General features: G+C 41.8%; 19 protein-coding genes and 2 riboswitches. Of the genes, 15 read left to right on the top strand and 4 right to left on the bottom strand.

The annotated features are described in order from the left end of the window. Positions 1-16 precede the first annotated feature (16 nt). From typA to pyrE, 9 genes are all read left to right on the top strand, one after another. Positions 17-1858: a translational GTPase TypA gene (gene typA / locus FD735_RS07060; protein ID WP_000164119.1), complete on the top strand. Its 1842-nt coding sequence runs from the start codon at positions 17-19 to the stop codon at positions 1856-1858. Between the two features lie 19 nt (positions 1859-1877). Continuing rightward, the gene (locus FD735_RS07055) at positions 1878-2132 is read left to right on the top strand and encodes a DUF3165 family protein (RefSeq protein WP_000262661.1); all 255 of its coding nucleotides are present in this window, start codon (positions 1878-1880) and stop codon (positions 2130-2132) included. A gap of 432 nt (positions 2133-2564) precedes the next feature. Further along, positions 2565-4586, top strand: a complete 2022-nt coding sequence (locus FD735_RS07050) for a bacteriocin-associated integral membrane family protein (RefSeq protein WP_139658826.1) — start codon at positions 2565-2567, stop codon at positions 4584-4586. Between the two features lies 1 nt (position 4587). After that, positions 4588-5229 (top strand): ABC transporter ATP-binding protein, encoded by a 642-nt coding sequence (locus tag FD735_RS07045; RefSeq protein ID WP_042902548.1) that lies wholly within the window; start codon positions 4588-4590, stop codon positions 5227-5229. Positions 5230-5332: 103 nt separating this feature from the next. After that, positions 5333-6685, top strand: a complete 1353-nt coding sequence (gene murD, locus FD735_RS07040) for a UDP-N-acetylmuramoyl-L-alanine--D-glutamate ligase (protein ID WP_139658825.1) — start codon at positions 5333-5335, stop codon at positions 6683-6685. A gap of 1 nt (position 6686) precedes the next feature. After that, positions 6687-7745 (top strand): UDP-N-acetylglucosamine--N-acetylmuramyl-(pentapeptide) pyrophosphoryl-undecaprenol N-acetylglucosamine transferase, encoded by a 1059-nt coding sequence (locus FD735_RS07035; RefSeq protein WP_139658824.1) that lies wholly within the window; start codon positions 6687-6689, stop codon positions 7743-7745. Positions 7746-7754: 9 nt separating this feature from the next. Further along, positions 7755-8918, top strand: a complete 1164-nt coding sequence (locus FD735_RS07030; protein WP_076984425.1) for a cell division protein FtsQ/DivIB — start codon at positions 7755-7757, stop codon at positions 8916-8918. A gap of 228 nt (positions 8919-9146) precedes the next feature. Next, entirely contained in the window at positions 9147-9842 is a 696-nt protein-coding gene (pyrF, locus tag FD735_RS07025; RefSeq protein ID WP_139658823.1) for an orotidine-5'-phosphate decarboxylase, read from the top strand. Between the two features lie 39 nt (positions 9843-9881). Then, the gene (gene pyrE / locus FD735_RS07020; RefSeq protein WP_000170887.1) at positions 9882-10514 is read left to right on the top strand and encodes an orotate phosphoribosyltransferase; all 633 of its coding nucleotides are present in this window, start codon (positions 9882-9884) and stop codon (positions 10512-10514) included. Between the two features lie 59 nt (positions 10515-10573). On the opposite strand, the gene FD735_RS07015 is transcribed toward pyrE, so the two are convergent. Genes FD735_RS07015 through FD735_RS07000 form a run of 4 tightly spaced genes read right to left on the bottom strand, consistent with a single transcriptional unit; the run spans position 10574 to position 13528 of the window. Continuing rightward, entirely contained in the window at positions 10574-11440 is an 867-nt protein-coding gene (locus FD735_RS07015; RefSeq protein ID WP_049485378.1) for a cysteine ABC transporter substrate-binding protein, read from the bottom strand. An 11-nt stretch (positions 11441-11451) separates the two neighbouring features. Continuing rightward, complete coding sequence (locus tag FD735_RS07010; RefSeq protein WP_139658822.1) at positions 11452-12210, bottom strand: amino acid ABC transporter ATP-binding protein; 759 nt, start codon at positions 12208-12210, stop codon at positions 11452-11454. Beyond that, a complete protein-coding gene (locus FD735_RS07005; protein WP_002893103.1) occupies positions 12211-12888 on the bottom strand; it encodes an amino acid ABC transporter permease in 678 nt (225 codons plus the stop codon). Further along, positions 12848-13528, bottom strand: coding sequence for an amino acid ABC transporter permease (locus FD735_RS07000; RefSeq protein WP_000384102.1), 681 nt, complete (start codon positions 13526-13528; stop codon positions 12848-12850). The genes FD735_RS07005 and FD735_RS07000 overlap by 41 nt, the downstream gene beginning before the upstream one ends. A 209-nt stretch (positions 13529-13737) precedes the next feature. On the opposite strand from FD735_RS07000, the gene lctO reads away from it, so the two are divergent. The 6 genes from lctO (at position 13738) to tenA (ending at position 19670) form a co-directional block, all read left to right on the top strand. Continuing rightward, entirely contained in the window at positions 13738-14874 is a 1137-nt protein-coding gene (gene lctO, locus FD735_RS06995; protein ID WP_139658821.1) for an L-lactate oxidase, read from the top strand. Positions 14875-15022: 148 nt separating this feature from the next. Next, positions 15023-15111: riboswitch (TPP riboswitch) on the top strand. Between the two features lie 218 nt (positions 15112-15329). After that, a complete protein-coding gene (locus FD735_RS06990; protein WP_139658820.1) occupies positions 15330-15998 on the top strand; it encodes a TenA family protein in 669 nt (222 codons plus the stop codon). 123 nt (positions 15999-16121) lie between these two features. Beyond that, positions 16122-16210, top strand: a riboswitch (TPP riboswitch). Between the two features lie 158 nt (positions 16211-16368). Further along, positions 16369-16929 (top strand): ECF transporter S component, encoded by a 561-nt coding sequence (locus FD735_RS06985; protein WP_164978742.1) that lies wholly within the window; start codon positions 16369-16371, stop codon positions 16927-16929. Continuing rightward, on the top strand, positions 16930-18315 hold the full coding sequence (locus FD735_RS06980) for an ATP-binding cassette domain-containing protein (RefSeq protein WP_139658819.1): 1386 nt from the start codon (positions 16930-16932) through the stop codon (positions 18313-18315). It abuts the gene before it with no gap. Between the two features lies 1 nt (position 18316). Continuing rightward, entirely contained in the window at positions 18317-18967 is a 651-nt protein-coding gene (locus FD735_RS06975; RefSeq protein ID WP_139658818.1) for an energy-coupling factor transporter transmembrane component T, read from the top strand. Between the two features lie 10 nt (positions 18968-18977). After that, positions 18978-19670, top strand: a complete 693-nt coding sequence (gene tenA / locus FD735_RS06970) for a thiaminase II (RefSeq protein WP_139658817.1) — start codon at positions 18978-18980, stop codon at positions 19668-19670. The last annotated feature ends 3 nt before the right edge of the window (positions 19671-19673 follow it).

Below are 19673 nucleotides of genomic sequence, written 5' to 3'. Positions count from 1 at the left end.
ATTATTAGAGGAAATCATGACAAAATTAAGAGAAGATATCCGTAACATTGCGATTATCGCCCACGTTGACCACGGTAAAACAACCCTCGTTGACGAATTATTGAAGCAGTCTGAAACTCTTGATGCACGTACTGAATTGGCAGAGCGCGCTATGGACTCAAATGATATCGAGAAAGAGCGTGGAATTACCATCCTTGCGAAAAATACAGCCGTTGCTTACAACGGAACTCGTATCAATATCATGGACACACCAGGACACGCGGACTTCGGTGGAGAAGTTGAGCGTATCATGAAAATGGTTGACGGTGTTGTCTTGGTCGTAGATGCCTACGAAGGAACAATGCCACAGACTCGTTTCGTATTGAAAAAAGCCTTGGAACAAGACCTTGTCCCAATCGTGGTTGTTAATAAAATCGACAAACCATCAGCTCGTCCAGCAGAAGTAGTAGACGAAGTATTGGAGCTCTTCATTGAGCTTGGTGCAGACGATGACCAGCTTGATTTCCCAGTGGTGTATGCTTCAGCTATCAACGGAACTTCTTCATTGTCAGACGATCCAGCTGATCAAGAAAAAACAATGGCACCAATCTTTGATACCATTATCGACCATATCCCTGCTCCAGTGGACAACTCAGATGAGCCTTTGCAGTTCCAAGTCTCACTCTTGGACTACAATGACTTCGTAGGACGTATCGGTATTGGTCGTGTCTTCCGTGGTAGTGTGAAAGTTGGGGACCAAGTTACCCTTTCTAAACTAGATGGTACAACGAAGAACTTCCGTGTTACAAAACTCTTTGGTTTCTTTGGTTTGGAACGTCGTGAAATCCAAGAAGCAAAAGCAGGTGACTTGATTGCCGTTTCAGGTATGGAAGATATCTTTGTTGGTGAAACCATCACACCGACAGATGCAGTTGAACCTCTTCCAATCCTTCACATCGATGAGCCAACTCTTCAAATGACCTTCTTGGTCAACAACTCACCATTTGCTGGTAAAGAAGGTAAATGGGTGACTTCTCGTAAGGTAGAAGAACGCTTGCAAGCAGAATTGCAAACAGACGTTTCCCTTCGTGTTGACCCAACGGATTCACCAGATAAATGGACGGTTTCAGGGCGTGGAGAATTGCACTTGTCAATCCTGATCGAAACCATGCGACGTGAGGGTTATGAACTTCAAGTATCTCGTCCAGAGGTTATCGTAAAAGAAATCGACGGTGTTAAATGTGAGCCATTTGAACGCGTGCAAATCGATACTCCTGAAGAATACCAAGGATCTGTTATCCAAAGCCTTTCTGAACGTAAGGGTGAAATGTTGGATATGATTTCAACTGGTAATGGTCAAACTCGTTTGGTCTTCCTTGTTCCAGCGCGTGGTTTGATCGGATACTCAACTGAGTTCTTGTCAATGACTCGTGGTTACGGTATCATGAACCATACCTTCGACCAATACTTGCCATTGATTCCGGGTGAAATTGGTGGACGTCACCGTGGTGCCCTCGTTTCCATCGATGCTGGTAAGGCAACGACTTACTCAATCATGTCTATCGAAGAACGTGGAACCATCTTTGTCAACCCAGGTACTGAGGTTTACGAAGGAATGATCATTGGTGAAAACTCTCGTGAAAACGACTTGACAGTTAACATCACTAAGGCCAAACAAATGACCAACGTCCGTTCAGCTACTAAGGACCAAACAGCGGTTATCAAGACACCTCGTATCTTGACACTTGAAGAGTCTCTTGAGTTCCTGAACGACGATGAGTACATGGAAGTAACGCCTGAGTCAATCCGTTTGCGTAAACAAATCCTCAACAAGGCAGAGCGCGAGAAAGCCAACAAAAAGAAAAAATCAGCTGAATAAGAGCTAGAAAGAGATAAAGATGGTCTATTTAATCATAGGGATACTCTTATTACTACTCTATGTATTTGCGACACCCCAAAGTATCAAAGGAACAGTCAACATCGTTATCTTGGTCTTTGTAGTTGTTGCACTCTTGATTTTGCTGATGTTGTCCATCTTGCAAATATTCCAATTACCGACAGAATTCTTTGTCACAATAGCCATGCTGGCTCTAGCCTACTTTAGCTTGAGAGACATTACGCTCATGCCAGTAAAAAAGAGCAGAAGAAGATAAATAAAAAGAGAGCTACGGCTCTCTTTTTCAATTTAAAATAAGATTTTTAAGACTTTCCTTAGGTGATTACGGGCGGTAGCGACTTTCTTCGAAATTCCATACCTAAACTTTGAGCCTATAGTCTCAAAGTTTCCGAATGCCTGAAATCTATTGTTTTCAGGCATTTTTATCACAACGGAAAGTCTAAGATTCCGTTTCTTGCAAAAAGGAATAAACCTAAAAATATTTTGTTCAAGTGAGTTTTTTTCCACATTTTAAGAGCTCTATATTGTTATAGAAGTTTAAAAAGTTAGTCCAAAAAAATATAATTATATTTTGCTAAAATCTATTGACAATTTATCATAATGGTGATATATTTGCGATAAATAGAAACCGATTTCATACTCTGAAATCTTACCTCCTGAAATCAATTTTCACCACAAGGAGTCTACTATGAAGAAACTATTTATTTGCTTGTCTACTATTTTTCTCAGTTGCTTCTTCATTTGGATTATTATCTTACGTGCCCCTCAGTATCTCTATACTAGTTATGACTCCGTTACCCTGCTAAGTGTTAAAAAGGGGGCACAAGAGCCGACTCGTGAGGAGTTTGAGCGAGAGTTGGAGAATTTTGTAAACTCAGAGCAGAGTTTGATTGCCAGACGGATAGTAGAGCCGAGTAAGGATGGAAGGACCAACTTCACCTATGCGACTTATGGTCAGGGAGGCTTGCCAAAAGAGTTTCAAGCGGCTAGCCAAGAAAGCCGAGAACGGAGCGATCCTCTCAATAGTTACCTTCTCTTATCTGGTTCATTGACCAAGGAAAAATTAGCTGCAAAATTAGATGATTTAGGTTATAAAGCGATTGCAGACCGCAAAACTCCTCCGTATCGTCTAGCTTTTTGGATTGCTTTAAATCCGTTGTTGTTGATTAGTTTAGCTATATTTGGATTAGCTTTCTTTGCCATGGTGATTATCACTCGGATTAAGGAGATGCGGGCTGCAGGGATCCAGCTCTTTTCAGGACAGACCCTCTTGTCCATCATAGGAAGTGCCTTATACGATGATGTCAAGTGGCTTTGCTTAGCTGGGGCGGGATCCCTTATAGTGGGAGGTGCTGTCCTCCTCGGACAAGGGCTCTTTTATCCCGTTCTTTTAGCAGCCTTTAGTATCGGAGTGGGGCTTTATCTTCTCTTTTTATTGGGAATTTCGCTAGTACTGAGCCTGCTCTACTTGATGAGCTTGAGCTACAAGGCTTTAGTTCCTGTGTTAAAAGGACGTTTGCCCCTCAAACGCTTGATGACCTTGACCTTGTTATGTCAGTTGGTTGCTGTCTTTACAGTAGGTTATGCAGTCAAGACTGGCTTGACTTCTTACCAGCGTTTACAGGAACTCCAACTATCCAAGCAAGCTTGGGAAGACCGAGCAGATTATTATCAAATTTCTTTTGGCTTAGGTGATAGAGTAGAAGATACAGAAAATCAGAGCAAGTGGTATGCCTTTGCCAAGGAAGCAATCGAAGAAGAACAAGCTCTTTATGTAAAGGATAATCTGCTCCATTTTGCCAATCCAAAAGGAAAAAATGAACAGGGAGAGACACTGGATACCTATAGTCCAGATGCTAATACGCTCTATGTTAGTCCTAGTTATTTGGAGAAGGAAAAGGTCGTGGTAGATGCTGAGACCAAACAGAAGTTAGCCCATCTCCAAGAAGGTGAGTTTGTCCTCTTGCTCCCAGAACATTTGCGCTCTCAAGAAGCAGAACTAAAAAAAATCTTTGAAGAAAGCATGAGTTATTATGGAAAATCTGGTGAGGAGGCAAGTGCTCCTTTGGATTATGAGATGAAAGCGCACGTTAGTTATCTTTCAATGGGAGAAAAGCGATTTGTTTATAATAACGGTGAGAACCCCGTATCCACTCAGTATTTGACGGATCCGATTTTAGTGGTATTCACGCCGACTTCTACAGGTGATAGTTTTACATCCTTATCTAGTTGGTCTATCAATGCTGGTAAGAATATCTTTGTCAAAGGATATGAAGATGGGATTAAACTCTTGAAAAATGCAGGAATTTATGATCAAGTATCCTACCTCAAGGAGGGACGAAGTGTTTACCTCGCACGTTACTATGAGGTTCAAACACAAACTCTAACCCTTATTTTAGGAGCTATTATTGGAATCGCGAGTTCTTTGCTTCTCTTTTATTCTGTGAATCTTCTTTATTTTGAACAATTCCGTCGTGAGATTTTGATTAAACGAATTTCTGGTTTGCGATTTTTTGAAACGCACGCTCAGTATATGATTAGTCAATTTGCTAGTTTTGTATTCGGTGCGAGTCTCTTTATTTGGCGTAGTCGAGATGTGGTGATTGGATTGGTAACTTTATCGATCTTCCTCGTTAGTGCTATACTGACTCTATACCGTCAAGCACAGAAAGAATCTCGTGTTTCTATGACCATTATGAAAGGAAAATAGGATGATTGAACTAAAGAATATATCTAAAAAATTTGGAAGCCGTCAGCTATTTTCAGATACTAATCTTCAATTTGAAGGTGGGAAAATTTATGCCTTAATCGGTACAAGTGGCTGTGGTAAGACAACCCTCTTGAATATGATTGGACGATTAGAGCCGTATGACAATGGAGAAATTATCTATGATGGCACTTCTCTTAAGGACATCAAGCCTTCTGTTTTCTTTAGAGATTACTTAGGATACTTATTTCAAGATTTTGGCTTAATTGAAAGTCAAACCGTCAAAGAGAATCTCAATCTGGGTTTAGTTGGTAATAAGTTGAAAGAAAAAGAGAAAATCTCTTTGATGAAACAAGCTCTAAACCGTGTTAACCTCTCTTATTTAGATTTAAAGCAACCTATCTTTGAATTATCAGGAGGAGAAGCACAACGTGTTGCACTAGCGAAGATAATTTTAAAGGATCCACCTTTGATTCTCGCAGATGAGCCAACCGCTTCCTTAGACCCCAAAAACTCTGAGGAATTACTTTCTATCCTAGAATCTTTAAAAAATCCGAAACGAACTATTATTATTGCGACCCACAATCCTCTGATTTGGGAACAAGTGGACCAAGTTATTCGAGTTACCGATTTATCACATAGATGATAAAAGAATATTAAGTTAGAAGAAAGAGCCACAAATACACTTTGTGGCTTTTTTATTTCCATAAAAATGGTAAAATAGTAGGAGTAGAAATGGAGTTTGAGACATGAAAGTAATCGATCAATTTAAAAATAAGAAAGTACTTGTTTTAGGTTTGGCTAAGTCTGGTGAGTCTGCAGCCCGTTTGTTGGACAAACTAGGTGCTATTGTCACTGTTAATGATGGCAAACCTTTTGAGGAAAATCCAGCTGCGCAAAGCTTGCTAGAAGAGGGAATCAAGGTTGTCACTGGTGGGCATCCTTTGGAATTATTGGATGAAGATTTTGCTCTGATGGTGAAAAATCCAGGTATCCCGTATAGAAATCCCATGATTGAAAAGGCATTGGCAAAGGGGATTCCAGTCTTGACTGAGGTGGAATTGGCTTATTTGATCTCAGAAGCGCCAATTATCGGTATTACTGGTTCAAATGGGAAAACAACCACAACGACGATGATTGGGGAAGTTTTGACTGCTGCTGGTCAACGCGGTCTCTTGTCAGGGAACATCGGCTATCCTGCTAGTCAAGTGGCTCAAACTGCAACAGCCAAGGACACGCTCGTCATGGAACTTTCTTCTTTCCAACTGATGGGTGTTCAAGAATTCCATCCTGAGATTGCGGTTATTACCAACCTCATGCCAACTCATATCGACTATCATGGTTCTTTTGAGGAGTATGTGGCAGCTAAGTGGAATATCCAGAACAAGATGACAGCAGCTGATTTCCTTGTCTTGAACTTTAACCAAGACTTGGCAAAAGAATTGGCTACCAAAACACAAGCTACTGTTGTACCATTTTCAACACAGGAAAAGGTTGATGGAGCTTATCTGGAAGATGATCAACTCTACTTCCGTGGAGAAGTGGTCATGGCAGCGAGTGAAATCGGTGTTCCAGGTAGCCACAATGTAGAAAATGCCCTTGCGACTATTGCTGTAGCCAAGCTCCGTGGTGTGGATAACCAAACCATCAAGGAAACTCTTTCAGCCTTTGGTGGTGTCAAACACCGTCTCCAATTTGTGGATGAAATTCAGGGTGTTAAGTTCTATAACGATAGTAAGTCAACCAATATCTTGGCTACTCAAAAAGCCTTGTCAGGATTTGACAACAGTAAGGTTATCTTAATTGCAGGTGGTTTAGACCGAGGCAATGAGTTTGACGAATTGGTGCCAGATATTACAGGGCTCAAGAAGATGGTCATCCTCGGTCAGTCTGCAGAACGTGTCAAACGGGCAGCGGAGAAGGCTGGTGTGGCTTATGTAGATGCGACAGATATTGCTGATGCGACCCGCAAGGCCTATGAGCTTGCGACTCAAGGAGACGTGGTTCTTCTCAGTCCTGCCAATGCTAGCTGGGATATGTATGCTAACTTTGAAGTACGTGGAGATCTTTTCATCGACACAGTAGCGGAGTTAAAGGAATAATATGAAAAAAATAGTTTTTACAGGTGGGGGGACGGTTGGACATGTCACCCTCAACCTCTTATTAATGCCCAAGTTCATCGAAGACGACTGGGAAGTTCACTATATTGGTGACAAGCATGGAATTGAACACCAAGAAATCCTCAAGTCAGGCTTGAATGTGACCTTCCACTCTATTGCGACTGGGAAGTTGCGTCGCTATTTCTCTTGGCAAAATATGCTGGACGTCTTTAAAGTTGGTTGGGGAATTGTTCAATCCCTCTTTATCATGTTACGACTGCGTCCACAGGCTCTTTTTTCTAAGGGAGGATTTGTCTCTGTACCGCCGGTTATAGCTGCGCGTGTGTCAGGAGTGCCTGTCTTTATTCACGAATCGGACCTGTCTATGGGCTTGGCCAATAAAATTGCCTATAAATTTGCGACCAAGATGTATTCAACCTTTGAGCAAGCTGCTGGTCTCGCAAAAGTCGAGCATGTGGGTGCTGTGACCAAGGTTTCAGACCAAAAAACTCCTGAACCAGATGAATTGGTGGATATCCAAACCCACTTTAATCCCAAATTACCAACGGTATTATTTGTTGGTGGTTCTGCAGGAGCTCGTGTCTTTAACCAATTGGTGACAGATCATAAGCAAGAACTGACAGAGCGCTACAATATTATCAATCTCACTGGAGATTCTAGCCTCAATGAGTTGAGTCAAAATCTCTTTCGTGTTGATTATGTGACGGATCTCTATCAACCCTTGATGGAGATGGCAGATGTGGTGGTGACCCGTGGTGGTGCCAATACGATTTTCGAACTCTTGGCCATGGCAAAACTCCATCTCATCGTACCATTGGGTCGTGAAGCAAGTCGAGGAGACCAGATTGAAAATGCAGCCTATTTTGTTAAGAAAGGCTATGCAGAAGAACTTCAAGAAAGTGACTTGACCTTGGAAAGTTTGGAGGAGAAACTCAGTCACTTGCTTAGTCACAAAGATCAATACCAAGCTAGCATGAAGGCTTCGACTGAATTGAAATCTCTTGCAGATTTTTACGATCTATTAAGAAAAGACCTAGCATAAGGAATATCAATGTCAAAGGATAAGAAAAAAGAATCAAACAAGAAGCAAGAATTGTCTGAATGGCAGAAACGAAACCAGGAATACCTGAAGAAGAAGGCTGAGGAAGAAGCTGCCCTAGCTGAAGAGAAGGAAAAGGAAAAACAAGCTCGTAAGGAAGCCAACTCGAAACTACTGGAGGAATCCAAGAAATCATCGAGTGAGTCAGTTGAGGAAGCCTCAAGTCCAAGCAAGGAACCATCCGAAAAAGAAGAAAAATCTCAAAAGGATGCCCCTAAAGTCAAAGAGGAAAAAGAGAAGAAGAAAAAAGAAAAACCCAAAAAACCAGAGAAACCAGCCAAGCCTAAAATTGCGCCTGTTCATATTTGGCGAGCTGTGAGTATCTTGGTACCCAGTGTCCTGGTCCTTCTTCTTTCAGTCTATCTATTGACTCCACTTTCGACCATCAAAAATATCGAGGTTAAGGGAAATAGTAACACGCAGGCGGATGACATCAAACAGGCTTCTGGGATTCAAGATAGCGACTATACTTTAGCTCTATTGTTGGATAAGGAAACATACGCTGAGCGAATCAAGTCCAATCATTGGATAGAATCAGCGAAGATTGACTATCAATTTCCGACTAACTTTACGATTGAGGTCAAGGAATTCGATATTGTCGGTTATTATGTGTCTGGTGAAGAACATTATCCTATTCTGTCTAGTGGTACAGTAGAGTCAACTCCTGTTGATCGCTTAAACTTGCCTGAGACTTATCTGACAGTTACCTTTAACGATGAGCAGCAGGTGAAAAAGCTGATAACAGGATTGTCTACCATCAGTGAGGATATCAAGAGTCAAATCCAGAAAATCGAATTAGCGCCGAGCAAGGCAACAGCAGATCTTTTAAAAATTACCATGCTGGATACAGATGAGATTTTGGTTCCTTTATCAGAATTGAGCAAGAAATTGCCTTATTACAGCAAAATCAAGCCACAATTGTCAGAACCGAGTGTAGTCGATATGGAAGCTGGAGTATACAGCTATACGATAGCGGATAAATTGATAGAAGAGGCTGAGGAAAAAGCCAAACAAGAGGCCAAGGAAGCTGAGAAGAAAAAACAGGAAGAAGAAAAGAAAAAACAAGAAGAACAAGGAAATCAAAGCCAAACGAGCCAGCAATCACAGAGTCGTTAGACTAACTTTTCCTCTTGATTTTGAATGGTATAGAAGTCCAGTTTCGAGTTTTTGCTTGACAAGTCCTACTATAAATAATAGAATAGAAAAAAACCTTTAAAGCAGTCCAGAGAGGCAGCTAAGGTTAGACGGTGAAAGGGTGAACTCTACCCATTTTTCGTGGAACCTTGCTGTTGGCAGGTTCCTTTTTTCATGCTCTCTAGCTTACAAAGGTAAAAGGAGAAAGGTATGCGTGAACATCGTCCAGTTATTGCTCTTGATTTTCCTAGTTTTGAGGCAGTCAAGGAATTTTTATCTCTTTTCCCAGCAGAAGAAAGTCTTTATCTAAAAGTAGGGATGGAGCTTTATTATGCGGAAGGTCCAGAAGTTGTCCGTTATTTGAAGTCACTGGGGCATAGTGTCTTTTTGGATCTCAAGCTACATGACATTCCAAATACAGTAAAATCTGCCATGAAGGTCTTATCTCAGCTTGGTGTAGACATGACCAACGTTCATGCTACAGGTGGTGTGGAGATGATGAAGGCTGCGCGTGAAGGTCTTGGAAAAGAAGCAAAATTGATTGCTGTCACTCAATTGACTTCAACTTCTGAAGAACAAATGAGAGACTTTCAAAATATCCAAACCACTCTGCAAGAGTCTGTGATTCACTATGCCAAGAAGACAGCTGAAGCGGGCTTGGACGGTGTGGTTTGTTCAGCTCAGGAAGTGCAACTCATCAAGCAGGCCACCAATTCAGATTTTATCTGTCTGACACCGGGAATTCGTCCGGCGGGAACTGCCGTAGGAGACCAAAAACGTGTCATGACGCCAGCGGAAGCCTATCAAATCGGTAGTGACTATATCGTAGTGGGACGTCCCATTACCCAAGCTGAGGATCCTGTTGCAGCTTATCATACCATCAAGGATGAATGGAACCAAGACTGAAATGAAAGAAATAGATTATAAAAACAAAAGGAGAATACTATGACACTTGCTAAAGATATCGCTAGCCACCTCTTGAAAATCCAAGCAGTTTACCTCAAACCAGAGGAGCCTTTCACTTGGGCATCTGGTATCAAATCGCCGATTTATACTGACAACCGAGTGACGCTTGCCTATCCAGAAACTCGTAGCTTGATTGAAAATGGTTTTGTGGAAGCTATTAAAGCAGAATTTCCAGAAGTAGAAGTGATTGCAGGAACAGCGACAGCAGGGATTCCGCACGGAGCCATCATCGCTGATAAGATGAATCTGCCTTTTGCCTATATCCGTAGCAAACCAAAAGACCACGGAGCTGGTAATCAAATCGAAGGTCGTGTAGCTCAGGGACAAAAGATGGTTGTTGTTGAAGATCTCATTTCAACGGGTGGGTCTGTTCTTGAAGCCGTAGCAGCTGCTAAACGCGAAGGAGCAGATGTGCTTGGAGTTGTAGCGATTTTCAGTTATCAATTGCCGAAAGCCGATAAGAATTTTGCGGATGCTGATGTGAAATTGGTGACACTTTCTAACTACAGCGAACTCATCCACCTAGCCCAAGAAGAAGGTTACATTACGCCAGAAGGACTCGACCTCCTAAAACGCTTTAAAGAAGACCAAGAAAATTGGCAAAATGCTTAAAACATAGAAAATCAGGTAGTCACAAGGATTACCTGATTTCTGTTTATTTTCGAAGAGTTTTAGTCGACTTTTCCACCTTCAACAACTAGATCATCTGCTTTAGCAGCGTCACCGTAGGTTGGGTGAAGTGTTTTTTCATAAGCTTTGTGGAAGAAGTTTTCTTTACCAAGTTTTTCGATTTCTTGGTTGATGTAGTCAAGAAGTTCTTGATTCCCCTTTTGAACTGCTGGTGCGATGGTATCTGGGTCACCGAGGGAAGAAATTCCGACTTCAAATCCTTTATTCTCAAGAGCCCATGCTAGGACTTCAGTATTGTCAGTAGAGAAGGCATCTCCACGTCCGTCAAGAAGGGCTTGGTAAGCATCACTATATTGGTCGTATTTTTGGAGTTTCACTTCTGGGTGATTTTTCTCAAAATAAGTTTCAGCAGTCGTTCCTTTTGTAACAATCAAGGTTTTGCCTTCTAATTCTTTAACGTCTTTGATGACTTTATCTTTTGGTGACACAACTCCGAGAGAAACTTTCATGTAAGGAAGGGCAAAGTCAACTTGTTTCTTACGTTCGTCAGTTACTGTGAAGTTGGCAAGGGTGATATCAACCTTGTTTGAAATCAAGTATTCAGCACGGTTGGCAGCATCGACAGAGACGTATTTAACCTTTACACCCAAGTCTTGAGCTAATTGGTTACCCAATTCGATATCGTAGCCTTGGTAGGAACCATCGTTGTCAACATAACCAAAAGGTTTTTTGTCTCCAAATACGGCGATTCGTAGCTCACCGCTTTTTTTGATTTCGTCGATAGTGCGGGCTTTGGCGGTTGTTTTTCCTGATGAAGCATCAGAGCTTCCACCTGAGCTACAAGCTGTGACAAAGATAAGCGCAAAGGCTAGAGCAAAAACAGTTAGAATTGGTTTGAGTAGTTTCATAAAAATCTCCTTTATAGATATGAGCCGAACTGGCTAAAGTCAAATACGTTTAAAAATTCTTGTGCTCGTTTGGTTTGTGGATTGGTGAAAAATTCCTGAGCCGTTCCTTCTTCAGCGATTCTCCCTTGGTCGAGAAAGATAATGCGGTCTGCAATAGCTTGGGCAAACTGCATTTCGTGGGTTACCAGAATCATGGTGCGCCCTTCTTGAGCCAAGTCATTGATGAGTTCCAGAACTTCACGTACCATTTCTGGATCCAGTGAGGCCGTCACTTCGTCAAAAAGGATAATTTCTGGATGCATGAGAAGGGCACGGACAATCGCCACTCGTTGTTTCTGTCCACCAGATAATTGGCGAGCAAAACTGTCTTTTTTATCAAGCAAACCCACACGTTCCAGTAGTTGCAAAGCTTCCGCCGTTACTTCTTTCTTGTCTCGTCCTTGTGCTTTGATAGGGCCTAGGATGAGGTTTTGAAGGACATCTAGGTGAGGAAAGAGTTCATAACTTTGAAAGACCATGCCAATCTTTTGACGAACCAGGTGAAAGTTTTTCTGATTGCCAACAATAGACTGGCCATCCAGAAGAATATCCCCACCTTGAATGGTTTCTAAGCCATTAAGGCAGCGTAGAAGGGTACTTTTTCCGCAACCAGATGGCCCTAGAATAACCACAACTTCCCCCTTTTTGATATCTAGAGAAAGGCCTTGGAGGATGGGATTGTCTCCAAAGAATTTTTTTAGGTCCTTGATTTCTAAGATAGTTTCAGACATTTAGTTCCTCCAATGTTTTTCTAAGTGAGTGGATAGTTTGGAAATAGGAAAACAGACTGCGAAATACAGGACCAGAATGGTTCCATAAATCCAAAAGGAAGCGGTTGGGATTGTCAAGCGATTGCTGTCAATGATTTGTTGTCCAACTTTGGTAACTTCCACAACCCCAATCAAGACAACTAAGGAAGTCGTTTTGATCATACGAGTGACAAGATTGATGGCTTGTGGTAGTAGTCTTCTCAAGACCTGTGGAATGATAATGTGATAGTAAAGTTGGAAGTTGGTCAAGCCCAGAGCCTGTCCGCTTTCAAACTGATGTTTAGGGAGAGAAGTGATGGCTCCACGTACCAAGTCCCCCATTTCAGCTGTACCCCAGAGGGTAAAAACAATAATAGCCGAAGTCTCGCCTGAGATATTGATATTAAAGTTTCGAGCTAAGCCGAAATAAACGATGAAAAGTAGTACCAGCTGGGGCATGATACGGATAAATTCCAGATAAAAGCGTGTTAAAAAACGAATAACTCTAGAATGGTAGGTCATGATGATTCCCATGACTGTTCCGAAAATCATTGATAGAAGGACGGAGAGAATGGAAATTCCAATCGTGACACCCAATCCCTGTAGAATACGCAGGAGATTATTTCCCTGAAAGAGTACTTGCATTCCCGAATCCTGCATGGCGGAGCCTCCTTTCTATCCAGCTAAAGACTAGAGAGATGGGTAGAAGCATGATCAGGTAAGCAACTACCAACATGGCTAGTGCAATGTCTGTCTCATAATAGAGTCCAATCAAGTCCTTGGCGACGTACATGAGATCGGCTAAGGCTACCGCAGAGAAGACAGAGGTTTCTTTGATGAGAAAAATGACATTGGCACTAAAGGACGGTAGAGCAACCGCAGTCGCTTGCGGAAGAACCACATAGCGAAAGACCTGTACAGGCGTTAGACCGATGGCTAGACCAATCTCGTGCTGGGTTTGACTAACTGCTTCCAGTCCGCTTCTGAAAGATTCAGCCATGTAGGAGCCACCTAAAAAGATGAGCCCAACTGTTGCACAGACTTCTGAAGAAAGAACAATCCCTATTCGGGGAAGCCCGAAGTAGAGGAAGAAGAGTTGAATCAAAAGGGGCGTGTTTCGTGACAATTCGATGTAGGCTGTTGCTAGCTGTGAAAAGATAGGAACGCGATAATGCCGAATGACACTAACGATTAGACCAACAAGAAAAGAACCCAGAATTCCCCAAACTGCGATATGTAAGGTCAGAAAGAATGCCTTTTGATAGAGCGGTAAATATTGTTCAACAATGGACCAATCCAAAATAGAACCTCCCATCTAGGAATAATATAGCTATTGTAGCACTAAAGGGCATGTTTGGATAATATGAATTTTTTATCACAATGATAGAAAATATTTATCATGTCTGTGATTTGAAATTCCCAGACAAAATTTTTGAAAGGATTCTGAAAAAGAGGTAAGATAGTTTATGTAAGAAAAAGTAAACGCTTACTTAATAAGGAGGACACTTTATGTCATATAAAACAAGTAATGCAGAAGGACCTGTAGATTTTATTAACACTTATGATTTGGAGCCAATGGCGCAACAAGTCATTCCTAAAGCTGCCTTTGGTTATATCGCTAGTGGAGCAGAGGATACTTTCACTCTACGCGAGAACATCCGTGCCTTTAACCACAAACTTATTGTTCCTCATACGCTTTGTGATGTTGAAAATCCAAGTACAGAGATTGAATTTGCAGGTGAAAAATTATCTTCACCAATTATTATGGCGCCTGTTGCGGCTCATAAATTGGCAAATGAGCAGGGGGAAGTGGCGACTGCGCGTGGTGTACATGAGTTCGGTTCTCTCTATACAACTAGTTCCTACTCTACTGTTGATCTTCCGGAAATAACAGAAGCCCTTCAAGGGACGCCTCACTGGTTCCAATTTTACTTTAGTAAGGATGATGGTATCAACCGCCACATCATGGACCGTGTGAAGGCTGAAGGCTACAAAGCGATTGTCTTGACGGCAGATGCAACTGTAGGGGGCAATCGTGAGGTCGACAAGCGCAATGGATTCGTCTTCCCAGTTGGCATGCCGATTGTTGAGGAATACCTGCCAGAAGGTGCTGGTAAATCAATGGACTTTGTTTACAAATCAGCCAAACAACGCTTGTCTCCTCGCGATGTAGAATTTATCGCTGTTTACTCAGGTCTTCCTGTTTATGTCAAGGGGCCACAATGCCGTGAGGACGTTGAACGCTCTCTTGCTGCAGGTGCTTCTGGTATCTGGGTAACCAACCACGGTGGTCGCCAAATCGACGGTGGACCAGCATCATTTGACTCGCTTCAAGAAGTGGCTGAAGCAGTTGCTAAACGTGTGCCAATCGTCTTTGACTCTGGTGTTCGTCGCGGTCAGCACGTCTTTAAAGCCTTGGCTTCAGGAGCAGACTTGGTAGCTATTGGTCGCCCAGTCATCTATGGCTTGGCTCTGGGTGGTAGTGTGGGTGTACGTCAAGTCTTTGAACACTTGAATGCAGAATTAAAGACAGTTATGCAGTTATCTGGAACTCAGACTATTGAAGATGTTAAACGCTTCAAACTGCGTCACAATCCATACAATCCATCCTTCCCAGTTGATTCACGTGATTTGAAGTTGTATTGAGAAAGTAGAAAGTCTCCATTTGATGTGGAGGCTTTTCTTCGTGTATAGAAAGATTAAATCGCTATCAGAAACTATATAAATATATTTTCCAGTCAAATATCTTGCTAGAGCTTTCATTTTTTGCTATACTGGTCCAGTAATAAAATAATAAAGACATTTGGGGTGCTTTAGGCTGAGATGATACCCATTGAACCTGATACAGTTAATACTGGCGAAGGGAAATGTGAAAAGGTTTTTTTCGTATGTCGAAAAGAACTGTCTAATCTTGTAAGCTAAACTCTAATTCTCGTTTGTAATTGGAGTTTTTTTGTTTATCAAAAGAGGATAGGCTTGTTTAGGTAGCTTTCTGCAAATGCCCTCGATGTTCTTTAAAAGTATCAAGTGGAATTACGATTTTGCTTGGTATCTCTTGGTGTTTTATTGATTACTAAGGAGTAAAGAAAGGAAAAATAAATATGGAAACACAAGACTATGCATTTCAGCCAGGTTTGATCGTTGGAGAATTATTAAAAAGCAGTCAGAAGGATTGGCAGGCTGCAATCAATCATCGTTTTATTAAGGAACTTTTTGCGGGGACAATTGAGAATAAGGTCTTAAAAGACTACCTGATTCAAGATTATCATTTCTTTGATGCTTTCTTATCCATGCTGGGTGCTTGTGTAGCTCACGCAGACCAGCTTGAATCCAAACTTCGTTTTGCCAAGCAACTAGGCTTTCTTGAAGCAGATGAAGATGGTTATTTCCAAAAGGCTTTCAAAGAGTTAAATGTAGCAGAGCATGACTATCTAGAAGTGAACTTGCACCCTGTAACAAAAGCGTTTCAGGATTTAATGTATTCTGCTGTGGCTTCATCAGACTATGCTCATCTTTTGGTCATGCTGGTCATTGCAGAAGGTCTCTATTTAGACTGGGGTTCTAAAGATTTGGCTCTACCTGAAGCCTATATTCATTTAGAATGGGTCAATCTCCACAGAGGTCCTTTCTTTACAGAGTGGGTTCAATTTCTAGTTGATGAACTTAATCGTGTCGGGAAAAATCGAGAAGATTTGACAGAGCTTCAGGAACGCTGGAATCAAGCAGTTGCTTTGGAATTAGCTTTTTTTGATATCGGTTATGAATTATAGGACAGATTCAATACTTTTATGTAGATTAAAAGAATGAACAAACAAACTATATAAATATATTTTCCGGTCAAATATCTTGCTAGGGCTTTCAAATTCTGTTATACTGGTCCAGTAATTAAATAATAAAGACATTTGGGGTGCTTTAGGCTGAGATGATACCCATTGAACCTGATACAGTTAATACTGGCGAAGGGAAATGTGAAAAGGTTTTTTTCGTATGTCGAAAAGAACTGTCTAATCTTGTAAGCTAAACTCTAATTCTCGTTTGTAATTGGAGTTTTTTTGTTTATCAAAAGAGGATAGGCTTGACGGCAAGCCTTTTGGTAGCTCTCCTTGAATGCCCCACTTTTCTTTAAAAAAGGAGTTTTTTATGTTGAAAAAATGGCAGTTAAAAGATGTTATCTTGCTTGCTTTCTTGTCTATCTTTTTTGGTGGCGTTTTTGTGGGTTCGGGCTATCTGTTTGATATTCTCACCCTGATCTTGGCCCCTCTTGGTTTGCAGGCCTTTGCCAATGAAATCCTCTTTGGTCTCTGGTGTATGGCTGCGCCCATTGCGGCTATCTTTGTTCCAAGAGTCGGAAGTGCAACGATTGGAGAAGTGCTCGCTGCGCTTGCTGAAGTCCTTTATGGTAGCCAATTCGGTCTAGGCGCTCTTTTGTCTGGCTTGGTTCAAGGTTTGGGAAGTGAACTTGGTTTTATCGTAACCAAGAATCGCTATGAAAGTTGGTTCTCTCTAACTGCTAATAGTATTGGGATTACCCTTTTTAGCTTTGTCTATGAATACATTAAGTTAGGTTACTACGCCTTCTCCCTTCCTTTTGTCCTTTCCTTGCTGGTGGTGCGCTTTATTTCTGTCTTTTTCTTCTGTACCATCTTGGTTCGTGCCATTGTCAAACTTTATCATCAGTTTGCAGCTGGGGGCAAGGCATAGATGGGGCTGGAACTACGAGCGATTCAGTCCCCAATCTTTTCGGAACCGATTGATTTTACTTTTCATGCGCAAGCCTTCACCTTGTTAGTTGGGAGCAGTGGTTCAGGAAAATCCAGCCTCTTTCAAATGATTGCCCAAGTCAGTTCTCTTCCCTATAGTGGTCAAGTCCTGATAGATGGGAGCGAGGTCAGTCAGCTTTCTATCGTCGAACGTGTCCAGACAGTTGACATTCTCTTTCAAAATCCCAATCATCAATTTACCATGGAGAACTTGTTTGAGGAGCTGATTTTTACCTTGGAGAATATCGGCCATCCCGTTCAAGAAATTGATTCTAAAATAGCAGAGGTGGTCCAGCAATTTCGCTGTAAGGCAATTTTGCACCGTCCCATTCATCACTTATCAGGTGGGGAAAAGCAAAAGGCTGCGCTAGCTGTTCTCTTTGCTATGAATCCTAGGGTCTATCTCTTGGATGAGCCCTTTGCTTCCATTGACCGCAAGAGCAGAATCGAGATATTGGAGATTCTAAAAGAGTTGGCTCTTGATGGGAAGACAGTCATCCTGTGTGACCATGATTTATCAGACTATGAAGCCTATATCGATCATATGGTGGAGCTGAGAGACGGCCAGTTAAGGGAGGTGTTTCAAATCCCTACCTCTGAGATGACACAGGTTTCTTCAAAGGAAGTTGCTTCTAGTCCAGAACTATTCCATTTGGACTGTGTGACTTGTGAGCTGGGTAATCGTCCCCTCTTTTCAATTGCGGATTTTACATTCTACCAAGGAATCTCCTGTATCTTGGGTGATAATGGTGTTGGGAAATCAACCCTCTTTCGCTCTATTCTTCAATTTCAAAAGTATAAAGGGCTCATTACTTGGAAGGGGAAAGTCCTAAAAAAGAAAAAGAGTCTGTATCGTGATCTGACGGGTGTTGTTCAGGAAGCTGAGAAGCAATTTATCCGAGTCAGTCTGCGAGAAGAGCTTCAATTAGATGGACATGATTCTGAAAGAAATCAGCGGATTGTCCAAGCTTTACGATATTTTGATCTGGAGCAGGCGCTTGATAAGAGTCCCTATCAATTAAGTGGTGGCCAGCAAAAGATTCTTCAGCTCTTGACCATCTTGACTAGTAAGGCCTCTGTGATCTTGTTAGATGAACCTTTTGCAGGTTTGGATGATAGAGCTTGCCATTATTTTTGTCAGTGGATATTGGAGGAGAGCAATCAGGGAAGAAGTTTTTTGATCATTAGCCATCGTTTAGATCCCTTGATCTCTGTGGTTGATTATTGGATTGAGATGACTAGTCAGGGGCTCAGTCATCTCAAAGACGTGACCATCAGCAAACCTCTCCCATCTCTGAACAATGATACTCTAGGGGAGGTGAGGTAGTATGATCAAAGTAGCAACCCAGACACCGATTATCAGTCTCTTCTTGCTAATTTTATCCTTGGAAACATCCTTCATTCCTTCGATTGCTCTTAATCTTTCGGTAGCTACATTTTGCATACTCTTTATGCTCTATTATCGTCGATTTAAAATGTTGGCTTGGATGCTCTTGCTCGCCATTTTACCATCTTTGGCCAACTACTGGGCAGTTCAGTTACACGGAGATGCTTCGCAGGCAGTGATGCTTGGAACGAGGGCATTTGTGACCGTTTGTATTGGTCTTGTCTTTGTTTCCTCTATTTCCCTAAAAGAGCTTCTCTTGTACTTGGCTCAAAAGGGGTTATCACGGTCTTGGGCCTATGCCTTAATTGTGGTATTCAATGCCTTTCCCCTCATTCAACAAGAAATCAAGTCCCTCAAGGAAGCTTGCTTATTGCGTGGTCAAAAATTGCATGTTTGGTCTCCCCTGATTTACAGTAAGGTTCTGATGACAGTCTTTAGGTGGCGCCATCTTTACCTGAGAGCTCTATCTGCGCATGGATATGACGAGCATGCACAGTTGGAGAATAGTTATCGGACTTTTTATATTTCTCAGAGGACAAAATTGATCTACCTACTTTTCTTTTTATTGCTTCAAACCAGCCTATTTCTATAAAGGAGTTATTATGGAATTTACAGATATTGCGATGGAATTATCCAAGGAAGCTTGGCAGGCTTCCTTTCATCACCCCTTTGTTTTACAGTTACAAGAGGGGAATTTAGAACCTTCTATTTTCCGCTATTACCTGATTCAGGATGCCTACTACCTGAAGTCTTTTTCAGAAGCCTATCACCTCTTGGCTGATAAGACTTCAAACCAAGAGATGAAAAGACTCTTGAAACAAAATGCCCAGAGTCTAGTGGAGGGTGAGTTGTTTATCCGCCAACAATTTTTCATGGAATTAGGAATCAGCGACCAGGAAATGGAGCAACATCCAATCGCTCCAACCTGTTATCATTACATTTCTCATATTTATCGACAATTTGCAGAGCCAAACTTGGGCATTGCTTTTGCTAGTTTGCTCCCATGTCCTTGGTTATACCATGATTTGGGCAAGGCACTTAATCGCAAACCATCCCCGAATCCTCTTTATCAACAGTGGATTGAGACCTATATCACCGATGAGTTAGAACAGCAGATTAAAGAGGAAGAAGCCCTGGTCAATCAGCTCTATCGAGAAAGCAACGAGACGGACAAACAAAAAATGCTAGAGGCCTTCCATCGAAGTGTCCATATGGAAGCCAAGTTTTGGGAGATGGCTTACCAACATCAAACCTGGACAAGTGATTTGCAGTCCTTAGAAACAGAGAAGAAATAGAAA

The organism is Streptococcus sp. 1643 (genome assembly GCF_006228325.1).
In the GTDB taxonomy this organism is placed as follows: Bacteria; Bacillota; Bacilli; order Lactobacillales; family Streptococcaceae; genus Streptococcus.
Note: the sequence above shows the minus strand (reverse complement) of the source record. Positions and strands in the feature narration are given on the sequence as shown.

Excerpts from the sequence above, each read along its gene's own strand:
- FD735_RS07005 (WP_002893103.1), bottom strand. The coding sequence starts at position 12,888 with ATGCAGGATTCGGGAATGCAAGTACTCTTTCAGGGAAATAATCTCCTG.
- lctO (WP_139658821.1), top strand. The coding sequence starts at position 13,738 with ATGTCATATAAAACAAGTAATGCAGAAGGACCTGTAGATTTTATTAAC.
- FD735_RS06975 (WP_139658818.1), top strand. The coding sequence starts at position 18,317 with ATGATCAAAGTAGCAACCCAGACACCGATTATCAGTCTCTTCTTGCTA.
- pyrF (WP_139658823.1), top strand. The coding sequence starts at position 9,147 with ATGCGTGAACATCGTCCAGTTATTGCTCTTGATTTTCCTAGTTTTGAG.
- typA (WP_000164119.1), top strand. The coding sequence starts at position 17 with ATGACAAAATTAAGAGAAGATATCCGTAACATTGCGATTATCGCCCAC.
- pyrE (WP_000170887.1), top strand. The coding sequence starts at position 9,882 with ATGACACTTGCTAAAGATATCGCTAGCCACCTCTTGAAAATCCAAGCA.
- murD (WP_139658825.1), top strand. The coding sequence starts at position 5,333 with ATGAAAGTAATCGATCAATTTAAAAATAAGAAAGTACTTGTTTTAGGT.
- FD735_RS07050 (WP_139658826.1), top strand. The coding sequence starts at position 2,565 with ATGAAGAAACTATTTATTTGCTTGTCTACTATTTTTCTCAGTTGCTTC.
- FD735_RS06985 (WP_164978742.1), top strand. The coding sequence starts at position 16,369 with ATGTTGAAAAAATGGCAGTTAAAAGATGTTATCTTGCTTGCTTTCTTG.
- tenA (WP_139658817.1), top strand. The coding sequence starts at position 18,978 with ATGGAATTTACAGATATTGCGATGGAATTATCCAAGGAAGCTTGGCAG.
- FD735_RS06980 (WP_139658819.1), top strand. The coding sequence starts at position 16,930 with ATGGGGCTGGAACTACGAGCGATTCAGTCCCCAATCTTTTCGGAACCG.
- FD735_RS07055 (WP_000262661.1), top strand. The coding sequence starts at position 1,878 with ATGGTCTATTTAATCATAGGGATACTCTTATTACTACTCTATGTATTT.
- FD735_RS06990 (WP_139658820.1), top strand. The coding sequence starts at position 15,330 with ATGGAAACACAAGACTATGCATTTCAGCCAGGTTTGATCGTTGGAGAA.
- FD735_RS07015 (WP_049485378.1), bottom strand. The coding sequence starts at position 11,440 with ATGAAACTACTCAAACCAATTCTAACTGTTTTTGCTCTAGCCTTTGCG.
- FD735_RS07030 (WP_076984425.1), top strand. The coding sequence starts at position 7,755 with ATGTCAAAGGATAAGAAAAAAGAATCAAACAAGAAGCAAGAATTGTCT.
- FD735_RS07035 (WP_139658824.1), top strand. The coding sequence starts at position 6,687 with ATGAAAAAAATAGTTTTTACAGGTGGGGGGACGGTTGGACATGTCACC.
- FD735_RS07010 (WP_139658822.1), bottom strand. The coding sequence starts at position 12,210 with ATGTCTGAAACTATCTTAGAAATCAAGGACCTAAAAAAATTCTTTGGA.
- FD735_RS07045 (WP_042902548.1), top strand. The coding sequence starts at position 4,588 with ATGATTGAACTAAAGAATATATCTAAAAAATTTGGAAGCCGTCAGCTA.